Annotated in this window: 10 protein-coding genes; all 10 read left to right on the top strand. The window is 24.0% G+C overall.

The window, feature by feature from the left end; translation table 11 throughout:
• Nucleotides 1-14 precede the first annotated feature (14 nt).
• The 10 genes from VJI95_RS00600 to VJI95_RS00555 all read left to right on the top strand — a co-directional run bounded on the left by VJI95_RS00600 (nt 15) and on the right by VJI95_RS00555 (nt 10,506).
• Complete coding sequence (locus VJI95_RS00600) at nt 15-2,117, top strand: AAA family ATPase (RefSeq protein WP_324009875.1); 2,103 nt, start codon at nt 15-17, stop codon at nt 2,115-2,117.
• 208 nt (nt 2,118-2,325) lie between these two features.
• On the top strand, nt 2,326-2,484 hold the full coding sequence (locus tag VJI95_RS00595; RefSeq protein WP_324009874.1) for a hypothetical protein: 159 nt from the start codon (nt 2,326-2,328) through the stop codon (nt 2,482-2,484).
• An 84-nt stretch (nt 2,485-2,568) separates the two neighbouring features.
• A complete protein-coding gene (locus VJI95_RS00590; protein ID WP_324009873.1) occupies nt 2,569-5,313 on the top strand; it encodes a DNA-directed RNA polymerase subunit alpha C-terminal domain-containing protein in 2,745 nt (914 codons plus the stop codon).
• Nucleotides 5,314-5,733: 420 nt separating this feature from the next.
• Entirely contained in the window at nt 5,734-6,372 is a 639-nt protein-coding gene (locus VJI95_RS00585) for a CPBP family intramembrane glutamic endopeptidase (protein WP_324009872.1), read from the top strand.
• A gap of 82 nt (nt 6,373-6,454) precedes the next feature.
• Nucleotides 6,455-7,690: an aminopeptidase gene (locus tag VJI95_RS00580; protein ID WP_324009871.1), complete on the top strand. Its 1,236-nt coding sequence runs from the start codon at nt 6,455-6,457 to the stop codon at nt 7,688-7,690.
• Nucleotides 7,691-7,760: 70 nt separating this feature from the next.
• Nucleotides 7,761-8,105, top strand: coding sequence for a prepilin-type N-terminal cleavage/methylation domain-containing protein (locus VJI95_RS00575; protein ID WP_323999034.1), 345 nt, complete (start codon nt 7,761-7,763; stop codon nt 8,103-8,105).
• Nucleotides 8,098-8,520, top strand: a complete 423-nt coding sequence (locus VJI95_RS00570; RefSeq protein WP_324009870.1) for a type II secretion system protein — start codon at nt 8,098-8,100, stop codon at nt 8,518-8,520. Before VJI95_RS00575 ends, VJI95_RS00570 begins: the two co-directional genes overlap by 8 nt.
• Nucleotides 8,510-8,845: a prepilin-type N-terminal cleavage/methylation domain-containing protein gene (locus VJI95_RS00565; RefSeq protein WP_323999029.1), complete on the top strand. Its 336-nt coding sequence runs from the start codon at nt 8,510-8,512 to the stop codon at nt 8,843-8,845. The genes VJI95_RS00570 and VJI95_RS00565 overlap by 11 nt, the downstream gene beginning before the upstream one ends.
• Complete coding sequence (locus VJI95_RS00560; RefSeq protein ID WP_324009869.1) at nt 8,823-9,365, top strand: PulJ/GspJ family protein; 543 nt, start codon at nt 8,823-8,825, stop codon at nt 9,363-9,365. The genes VJI95_RS00565 and VJI95_RS00560 overlap by 23 nt, the downstream gene beginning before the upstream one ends.
• Before the next feature lies 1 nt (nt 9,366).
• Nucleotides 9,367-10,506 (top strand): hypothetical protein, encoded by a 1,140-nt coding sequence (locus VJI95_RS00555; RefSeq protein ID WP_323999025.1) that lies wholly within the window; start codon nt 9,367-9,369, stop codon nt 10,504-10,506.
• Nucleotides 10,507-10,552 lie beyond the last annotated feature (46 nt).

Raw genomic sequence — 10,552 nt, 5'->3', positions numbered from 1 at the left:
GGAGAAATAAAGGCATGAATATAGAAATTAAAAACTGCAACAATATTGATATAGGAAATATAGAATTAATTGAAGGTAGACTTAACATTAAATACGCTATTAATGGAACGGGAAAGTCAACTATTTCAAAAGTATTAGAAGCGTATATAAAAAATGATGATTCACAAAAGAAAGCGTTGCTTCCCTTTAAATATTACGAAGCAACAAGCACAATCACACCAGAAATTTCCGGTGCTGAAAAGTTTAATAGTGTTGCAATTTTTAATGAAAAATATGTTGAAGATTATATTTTTCAGCCGAATGAGCTAATAAAGAATAGTTTTGAGATTTTTATAAAGACGAGTGATTATGAAAATCATACAAAAGAAATAGAAGAACTTTTAAAAAATATAAATGCAACATTTAAAGAACATCCTGAATTAGATGAGTTAATAGAGGCTTTTCGGAATTTTGTTGCGGGATTTGGTAAGGCGAAAAGTGGCTATTCAGCGGCAGGTTCGATTGCTAAGGGGATAGGGAAAGGTAATAAAATAGATAATATTCCTAAAGGATTAGAAGCATATTCCACTTATTTAAAAAATGAAAACAATGTTAAGTGGATAAAATGGCAAATGGACGGTAAAAGCTATTTGGATATAGATGAGAAATGTCCATATTGTGCAAATAAAGTAGAAGAAGTTAGAAAGAAAACAATTTTACAAGTAAGTGAAGAGTATGATGCAAAATCTGTTGAACAATTAAATAAAATGTTAGAAGTATTTGAACTTTTAAATCCGTATTTTAGTGATGAAGCAGAAAGTAAAATAAGGGAAATTACTCAAAACGCAGCAGATATTACGGATGCACAAAAGAATTATTTGATTGAAGTGAAAAAACAGGTTGAAACTTTTCTGACACAACTGAATGGGTTAAAGGGTATAGGATTTCATTCATTAAAATACTCAGAGAAAATTGCTGATGATTTAAATAAATATAAAGTTGATTTATCGTATTATTCGCATCTAAATTCTAAGTTGTCTATGGAAAAGATAAATGTAATAAATTCAACGTTGGATGAGGTTTTACTAAAAGCAGGACAATTACAGGGAGAAATTAATAAGCAAAAAAAACATATCAAAGAAACGATTGAAGAGTATAATACTGAAATAAATAATTTCCTATACTATGCTGGATATAAATACAGAGTTTCAATAGAGTATGATGATGTTAATAATTACCATCTAGTTTTAAAACATGAGGATAATAAAAGTAAAATCAGCTCAGTAACTAATCATTTAAGTTATGGAGAAAAGAATGCTTTTGCATTAGTTCTTTTTATGTATGAAGTACTAAAGACAAATCCAGATTTAGTTATATTAGATGATCCAATATCGTCATTTGATGGAAATAAAAAATTCGCTATTATAAATATGCTATTTATGGGGAAAAAATGCTTGAAGAATAGGACAGTTCTTTTATTAACTCACGAATTTAATACTGTTATTGATTCGATTAAAAACATGTGTCATCATTTTAATCCATCACCTAAAGCAGCTTTTTTGTCAACAAAAGAAGGTGTATTAACGGAAAAGAGTATTAGCAAAAAGGATATTAAATCCTTTGTTGATATTGCAAAGTCCAGTATATATTCTGAAATTGATATATTGAATAAACTTGTATACTTAAGAAGATTACAGGAAATTCAAGAGGAAAATACATTGTCATATCAATTGGTTTCAAATATTTTTCATAAAAGAAAGGAGCCACTGTACAAATATTTCGATGAGTCTTCAGGCGAACAGAAGTATAGAGAAATGATAAATGATGAAATCCTAGAAGCGGAAAAAGATGTTAAAAAATTAATCCCAGAATTTAACTATGAAGTAGAGATTGAAAAAACACAAAATAAAAGAACTATAAAAGAATTATATATAAACAGTGGTAGCAACTATGAAAAAATGCAATTATACAGAATTGCGTTTAATGAGAACCATGATAATGATGTTATAAGAAAATTTATAAATGAAACTTTTCATGTAGAAAATGATTATTTATTTCAATTAGATCCTAGAGAGTATGACACAATTCCACAATATATTATTGATGAATGTGATAAAGAGATGCTGAAAATAAATTAATGAAAATATTGAAATAAAAATTAGAGCACCATATTTCTTCTAAAATGACATATTAAATATGTCTATAAATATAGTTGAACACTACAAAAATTATAAGGGATATCTTTGCAAAGTTGTCAACATTGGCTATAGAATGAATTATTGATTGCAAATAAATTGGAGAGTTTATCTTTAACTAGGCTTGACATGCAAATAGCTGGAACAGGGAATGGGATGGGTAAAAAAATCTAAAAACGAGCTTAAATTAGATGAAACTTCTAGTATGCAACAAATGAGAAGACTTTATGAAGAAATATTAATTATTCAAAAGTCTGGATTTGTAGAAGGGTTAGTAGAAACTCTAGAAAGAATGTTAGAAATTCGATAATTGAAGATTAGACAATATTTAGTGTTATAGTAAAATAAAAGTGATGCTGTTAATTTGAAAACTTATAAGTTTAGGAGATAATATATGAAAAATTTGGAAGAGGAGTTTTATTCATTAAAGTCATTAAATTTATCAAATAGAGCATATAATTCTCTTATGAGAAATGGGATTGATAATATTGAGAAACTGTGCTCTATTCCTAAAATAGATTTTGAAACCATGTCAGGTTTTGGGAAAAAAACTTTGGATGAAGTATTTGATTGTATTGATTTTATAAAGACAAATGGTATTTCAAATACTAATAATATTAATTTAAAAAATAATTATAGTGATTTAATAGAAATTGATAGTAAGAAATATATAGATGAAAAAATTGAAGAATTAAATCTTAGTAAGAGGTCCTATAATTGTTTGAAAAGAAATGGAGTAAATAAAATTTCAGAGATAATGAATAAAGATGAGGAATACTTTTTGTCTATTAAGAATATGGGAAGAAAAAGCGTGGATGAAATAATTAATGCTTTAAGCAATTACAAGTTAATTTTAGTTGAAGATTGTGAATCTAATCAAAACGAAACTTTAATTGCTTCTATTTTTGATTCATTAAACGAAAAACTGGACATAGATTTTGCGAAGTTTAATAAACAGGTGGGGAAAATATTAGAAGCTTATACTATAATTGCAGAATATGAGAATAACTTTGAATTTTACTTATCTGATGAAAAAATAAGAAAAATGTTATTGTCTTCACTTTATATTAAAGAGTGTTATCAAATGTATTTAATAGATTTAATTAGAGAAAATACCTATGGTTGTGATTTAGAGTATATATTTAAAAACACTCCAAAATTGTTACAAGATGATGAATTTATAGATAATATTATTTTAAATTTATTAAATAATAAAAAAATAATAAAAATTTATGATGCATATTTTATCAAATATAATTCAGTATTTGATGAATCGGAATCTATACTTGGAGAATCTGATTATAATATATTTATAAAAAGAATTAATAATTACACTTTAGAACAAATAGGAATTGAGTTAAATCTAACTAGAGAAAGAGTTAGGCAAAAAATTGTAAAAATTTTAAATATTTTTTATGCTAAAAAAATAAAATTTAAAGAGGATTTATATTTAGGAATATACAAAAATTATATGATATCAGAAGAAGATTTTAAAATTGCTTTTGATGATTGTAAAATTTATTCTTATTTAAAATTAAGATATTCAGATTACAATAATTATAACTATGAAAAATCTCCTTTAATTGATGCATTGTCTAATGATAACATTCCAAAGAGCATAAAAAGAAATATTGAGAAAGCAGTATATAAGGATTATGTAAAAATTGGAAAAGAGTATATACATTGTACTAGAGATGAAATTTCAAATTATGTTTTAAAAAATTTTGCAAGAAAAGAAATAACTTTTGATGATTTTAAAGATTATTATTTTATGATAATTGATGAATTAGATAAAGATTATGATAATAAACTTTTTATGATGGAAAGGGGATATGAAAATAAATTAGCTAAAAGTAACAGTGTTTTGTGGAAATATGGAAAAAAGTTTAGATATTATAACATTAATAGTTATGATTTTGAAGAATTATTAACAACATTAAATCTAAATCAGTATAGAGATGTTGAATATTCAACCCTAAAATTTTATAACTTATATCCTGAATTAATGAGAGATTATGATATACAAGATGAGTACGAGTTGCATAATTTATTGAAGAAAATTTGTGATAAAGATGCATATCCTTTAGTAGATTTTTGTAGAATGCCTAATATTGTATTTGGAAATGCAGATAGGGATTCTCAAGTTTTGGATTTGTTGTTATCATTATCTCCAATTTCAAATTATGATTTTGCAATAGAATATGAAAAGGAGTATGGAATATCTGCAAATACTGTTTTGGCTAATTATATGAAAAATTTTGAAAAATATTTTTATAATGGGATATATAAAATAGATGCAATTATGTTGCCGGATGTAATTGCCAATAAGTTGAAACAAATCCTAACTAAAGATTTTTATTATATTGATGATATATATAATATTTATAGAAATGAATTTCCAAATTTTGGTGTAGATATGATAAATCCTTATTCTATTAAAAGTTTAGGTTTTAGAGTATATTCTAAGTATGTAATAAGTGATAGGTTTTCTTCTGCAATAGATTACTTTCATCATATATTGACAAATGATGATTTTATTGATACTACACTATTTCCAAGTAAAATCAAACAAATTGTTTCATATTCTTCACATTTTTATAAATTAAAATCAGATTATGAAATTATAGAGATTTCTCCTAATAAACTTATAAATATTAGATGGTTGAATAAAAAAGGTATTAATATAGAGAATTTATTTGAATTTATAGAAAAAGTTTATTCTTTTACAAAAGATGGAGATTATTTTACAATACAATCATTAGAGAAAAGTGGATTTGATAACCATTTAAGAAAAACTAATTTAGGAGACTGGTTTTATGGTTCGATATTAACTGAAGCAAGAGAAAAATTCTCATATCTTAAAATTGGTGGAAATAAAATTTTTGTAAAAGGAATTGTAGATATTTCATTCGAAAGTTTTGTAGAGTATATAGTATTTAATGAAAAAAATCTTTTTATTGAATTAAATGAATTAAAAAATATTTTAATTCAAAAGTATCAAATAAATATAAATGTTACAAAGTTATTAGAAATGTTGAATAAAAGCTCTATGTTTTATGATAAGATATCAAAAATTATTTTTGCAGATTATGACATATATTGCGAAAATCAAGGTTTAGTAATTAAGGTTGGGGAGTAAAAGATCCTCAGCCTTTTAATTTGTAAAAAATTGCATCTGTTAAAAAATATCCTAAAATGGTAATAACGATAAAACCAGAAAAGGTGTGCTTAATATGTGCAATATATTGTTATCTAAAAATGGTAATTGGTAAAAAATATTAAAAAATGATATAATTCGTTTTAGATTTAGTATTCCTGTTTAAAGAAAAAACTGTATTTATTTTAACTATGAAAAAATATTATCATGATTACATAATTTCAGAGATTAAAGATATTTCCATTCAAAATAACCAAGTAATAATACGCCGTAGATACTATAGGAGAAAGTTTAAATTTTTAAGAGTAGAGTTGTTTGCAGTAATGTATATATAACAATTGTAGTTAAGTTTATAATTGATGTTATTGTTTAATAGTTAAAAAATTTAAAGGGGGTATAATAATGAAAAACAAATATATAAAGTCAAATATTTTTCCTATTTTTATAGAACTTTTATTTGTAGTGTCATGTTTTATTGTAGAAAAACAATTTTATATTTATACAAATTTTTGCTTTTATTTGTTATTAGCTATCTATTTCTACATAAGAAAAGATTTATCTATAAAAGAGTGGTATAATGCTATCAAGAGTGGCAAAAAATTTTTTATACAAGTAATTTTCACAGTAGTATTAATTTCTATTGCATTTTACTTTACTATTATTTTAGAAAATATATTTCCTAACATTAATAAAGGTATGATTTTATTGAGAGCTGATAATTGGTTAAAACTAATTTTATTCACTTTTTCAACAATTATTTTTCCACCTATCATTGAGGAAACCTTTTTTAGACAGAATTTGATTTCTTTTAAAAATAATAAGATTCTGATATTTACCACCTTCTTATCAATGTTTTTATATGCTTTAGAACATTCTTTGAGATTGTGGGGTATTTTCTTATGTATGATTTGGGCTTTACTATTTAGTGTTTCTTATATAAAAACAAGAAATATTTATGTACCTATGACTGCTCATTTAATATGTAATTTAATCATAAATGGAGTTCTAATTATAGATGTAATAAAATATATTCTTAATTAAAAATAGAGATGGTTTTGTTAAGGTTTGCATTTTTAATAAAATAGTGTATAATTAAATTATAGTATAATATAAGGAGAAGGTTATGGAATTTAAGGAAAAATTAAAAAAATATTCTGAGACAATTATTAAAGTTGGAACAAATGTACAAAAAGGTCAACTAGTTGTTATTAGAGCAAATATTGAAGCAAAAGAGCTTGTTCGTTCTTTAACAGAAGAAGCTTATAAAGCTGGAGCTGGAGATGTTAATGTTGTTTGGAGAGATGACATTATTACAAGACGTAAATTTGAATATGCAAGTATTAAAACGCTTTCTGAGGTAAAACAATGGACAGTAGATCAATATACGGATTATATTGACAGTAATGCTGTTTTTATTTCTGTAGTAGGCGATGATCCAAATAAATTTGATGGATTAGATATTGAGAAAATTAAAGCAAATAGTGTTGCAAACTCTAAGGCTATGAAATACTTTTCAACTTCTCTTATGGCAGATAAAAATTCTTGGTGTGTTGTGGGAGCACCTACTCCAGCTTGGGCAAAAGTTGTTTTTCCTAATCTTTCAGAAGGAGATGCAGTTGAAAAACTTTGGGATTTGATTTTCTATACTTCAAGAATAGGAGAAGGAGATTCAATTAAAGATTGGGAAGAACATATTAGTGAATTAAGTAGAAGAGCAAAATATTTAAATGAAAAACAGTTCAAATATTTAAAATATTCTAGTAAAAAAGGTACTAATTTAACAATAGAACTACCAAAGAACCATGTTTGGAATGCGGCTGGTAGTGGATATAATGCTAAAGGTATTAGTTTTACAGCTAATATGCCTACTGAAGAAGTATTTACTCTCCCACATAAAGATGGAATAAACGGTGTTGTTTATAGTACAAAGGCGTTAAATTATAATGGAAACATAATAGATGAATTTAAGTTAGAATTTGAAAATGGAAAAGTTGTTAGATATGAAGCAAAAAAAGGTTATGAAGTTTTAAAATCTTTATTAGAAACCGATGAAGGAGCTTTGTCTTTAGGAGAAGTTGCTTTGGTTCCTTTTGATTCTCCGATTTCAAATACAAATACAATGTTTTTTGAAACACTATATGATGAAAATGCATCTTGTCATTTAGCTTTAGGTAGAGCCTATCCAACTTGTTTAAAGGATGGAGAAAAGATGACAGAAGAAGAATTAAAAGAAAGAGGAGCTAATGATAGTTTGGTTCATGTTGATTTTATGGTTGGAGATGAAACATTAAATATAGTTGGAGTAACTGAATCTGGAGAAGAAATTCCTGTATTTACTAACGGTAATTGGTCAAATTAAAAAAATTGCGGGAGTTTTCCTGCAATTTTTTTGTATAATATATATTATTTATTTTAGGAGGATTAATATTATGAGTAATGTAAAGAAAAAAGCATTTACATTGATTGAACTTTTAGTTGTTATAGCAATACTTGCAATTTTAATTCTTATTGCAGTACCAAGATATAATAATTCAAGAGTTAAGGCTGATAAGACAGCACATTCTGCAAATGTTAAAGTTTTGGAAGTAGCAGGACTTAGATACTTATCAGAAGAAAAAGTAGAATCTGATATGGATATAACAGAAGAATTGGTAAATAAAAAGTATATAAAGGAAATTCCTAAATTACCAAAGTCTATAAAGGGAACGGCTTATAAAGTTGAAATAAAAAATGGTGATGTTATAGTAACACCTGCAGTGGAAAAAGATGATTAAGAAAAAGTCGTTTACTCTTATAGAATTAATAGTATGTTTGGCTATAATTTCTGTTATGATTATGATTATTAGAGTGAATTTTGTAAATAATAAAAAAACAATTGCTAATGAAGAATTAAATTTGATAGTAGAAAGTATTGAAAATGCAAAAGTCTTTTCTATAAAAAATAGAAAAATTGTTGTTTTAAAATCTGATTCTGAAAATGAAATTTTTACTATTTCATCAGGAGACTATGTATTAAAAAAGATACGTTGTAAAAATTTGAATATACTAAATAGTACTAATTTGGAATTAAATATTAATGGAATTCCTAGTGAGGGAAAGACTTTTGAATTTTCATACGAAAAAGAAAATTATGAAATTAGGATAAGACCGGTAACAGGTTTTGTTAATGTGATTAAGAATGAAAACTAATTTATTTAAAAATAAGGCATTTACATTAGTAGAATGTATTTTTGCAGTATTTATTTTATCAATTATTAGTATATATATAATATCAGGAATTAATTATTTTTTGCAAATACAAAATAAAAATATTAAAGAAGTGAAAAAATTATCTGATATTGAAAATACAATAGCACTTATAAGAAATAATATAAAAACTAATAGGTCGATTTTAAATGAAGTGGATATGAATAAATATGATGTTAAAGTTTCTGATTTAGGTGAATTATATAATATAAAGATTTTTTTAAAAGATAATATGGAGAAATTATATGAATTTTATGTATCCAAATAAATCAAAATCATTTACATTGTTAGAACTTTTGATTACAATTGCAGTTTCAAGTGTTATCATTATTTGTTGTGTACATATTTTTTATGGTACATATTTTGTAAATTTGAATCAAAGGAAGGATTATTCAAAATTAGAACAGATAAATTATGCAATGGATTATATAGAAAATGAAATATCAGATTCTGCGGATACCATAGTTAATTCAGATGGAATAGAGATAAAAAGATATAGATATAATTCTTTTTTGAGTGAAAAATCAAATCATACAATATCTAAAGTAAATGAAATAATATATAAAAAAGTAAAATATGGAGATAAATATGAAATACGGAGAATATCTAAAGATATTTTAAATTCAACATATTATGGAAATAATTTGTTGATAAAAGATTTAGATTCTTTTGAAGTGGAAAGTTTTGATAATTACTTAGTTTTAAGATTTTCTTTTAATGGAAAAGAGTATAGTAAATATATTTTTTTTAAGAATAAGAAATTTAAATATTTGACAGGAGAAAATTGATATGAAACGTAAATCTTATATTATGCCAATTAGTTTATTGATATTTTCTTTAGTTGTAGTTACATTTTTATCAATTTATCATAGAACACTTAATACAAATAATCATAAAATTTCAAAAGAGAAATCTATTTCCAGAAAGTTAGAAGAGATAAGTATAGAAGAAATTCTAAGTACAAAGACTACGTTAAATTTTATAAATAGTAAATTAAATAATAGAGAAAATTTTTCTTTAAATATTAATATGAAAGAATTATTAAAAGTTAATAATATTGATGATTATTCTAAAAAATTTGAAAATTACAGTTTAACCCTAAATAGTAAAAAAATCAAGAAAAAAATAAACTTTAATAATAAAATGAATGGTGATATGTCGTATAATGTAAATCAATATGAAATTTTTATTGAGGTAAAGAATAATAATGAATTAGTTGAATATAAGATTGTCGATAAAAATAGAATAGAAAATTTTTTATTTGATTTGCAGTTAAAAAAATTTATTGATGGAAATACTAATATATTAAGTGATAATTTTTTCTTTGACATAAATAAAGGTTTTTCTAAATTGTATGATAGAATTTTTAGCAATGAAATTCAAAGTACCTATTCTGATGATTTAAGAATATATGACTATAAAGATAAAATATGCTTTATGTATAATGAACAATATCTAAAATTGCTAAGTAAATATTTAGAAGAAAAAGGTATTGAATTTAAAAATAATAATCTTAATTTATGTGATATAGATAACTTGAAAAATTGTTCAAGAGATGAGTTCATTAAAACATTTCTATTAGAAAGTTCAGATTATATTAAAGATTATAAATATAATGTGATAAATATAGATGTTAAAAATAAACTATTTTTTGATTTAAATAAAGAATTAGATATTTATAGTAATATTAAAATTTATAATTTAAGTAAAATTATAGTTATTAATAAGAAGCCTAAAGTTCAAGGAGTTTTTGTTAATAATTCAGATAAAGATATGTTTGATTTTGCTTTTGAAGGAGTTTTATTTTCAAAAAGTAAGTTAAAAAGTGATTATAAATTTTTACCAGAAGTTTTAGATGTAACTGCAAGATTTATAAAGATAAGCGATGATTTTTACTTAGAGAAAATTGAAAAAAATGATGTTAAGTAGTTTGATTAAATACAATAAATTTGTTATACTATTACTGTTAAAAATG

Source organism: Parvimonas sp. C2 (assembly GCF_035282405.1).
In the GTDB taxonomy this organism is placed as follows: Bacteria; Bacillota; Clostridia; order Tissierellales; family Peptoniphilaceae; genus Parvimonas.
The sequence above is the reverse complement of the archived record's forward strand: the minus strand, read 5'-3'. Positions and strand labels throughout refer to the sequence as shown.

Bases quoted from the DNA above. Each gene is read 5' to 3' on its own strand.
- VJI95_RS00565 (WP_323999029.1), top strand. From the start codon at position 8,510: ATGAAAACTAATTTATTTAAAAATAAGGCATTTACATTAGTAGAATGT.
- VJI95_RS00600 (WP_324009875.1), top strand. From the start codon at position 15: ATGAATATAGAAATTAAAAACTGCAACAATATTGATATAGGAAATATA.
- VJI95_RS00560 (WP_324009869.1), top strand. From the start codon at position 8,823: ATGAATTTTATGTATCCAAATAAATCAAAATCATTTACATTGTTAGAA.
- VJI95_RS00585 (WP_324009872.1), top strand. From the start codon at position 5,734: ATGAAAAACAAATATATAAAGTCAAATATTTTTCCTATTTTTATAGAA.
- VJI95_RS00575 (WP_323999034.1), top strand. From the start codon at position 7,761: ATGAGTAATGTAAAGAAAAAAGCATTTACATTGATTGAACTTTTAGTT.
- VJI95_RS00590 (WP_324009873.1), top strand. From the start codon at position 2,569: ATGAAAAATTTGGAAGAGGAGTTTTATTCATTAAAGTCATTAAATTTA.
- VJI95_RS00595 (WP_324009874.1), top strand. From the start codon at position 2,326: ATGGGATGGGTAAAAAAATCTAAAAACGAGCTTAAATTAGATGAAACT.
- VJI95_RS00580 (WP_324009871.1), top strand. From the start codon at position 6,455: ATGGAATTTAAGGAAAAATTAAAAAAATATTCTGAGACAATTATTAAA.
- VJI95_RS00570 (WP_324009870.1), top strand. From the start codon at position 8,098: ATGATTAAGAAAAAGTCGTTTACTCTTATAGAATTAATAGTATGTTTG.
- VJI95_RS00555 (WP_323999025.1), top strand. From the start codon at position 9,367: ATGAAACGTAAATCTTATATTATGCCAATTAGTTTATTGATATTTTCT.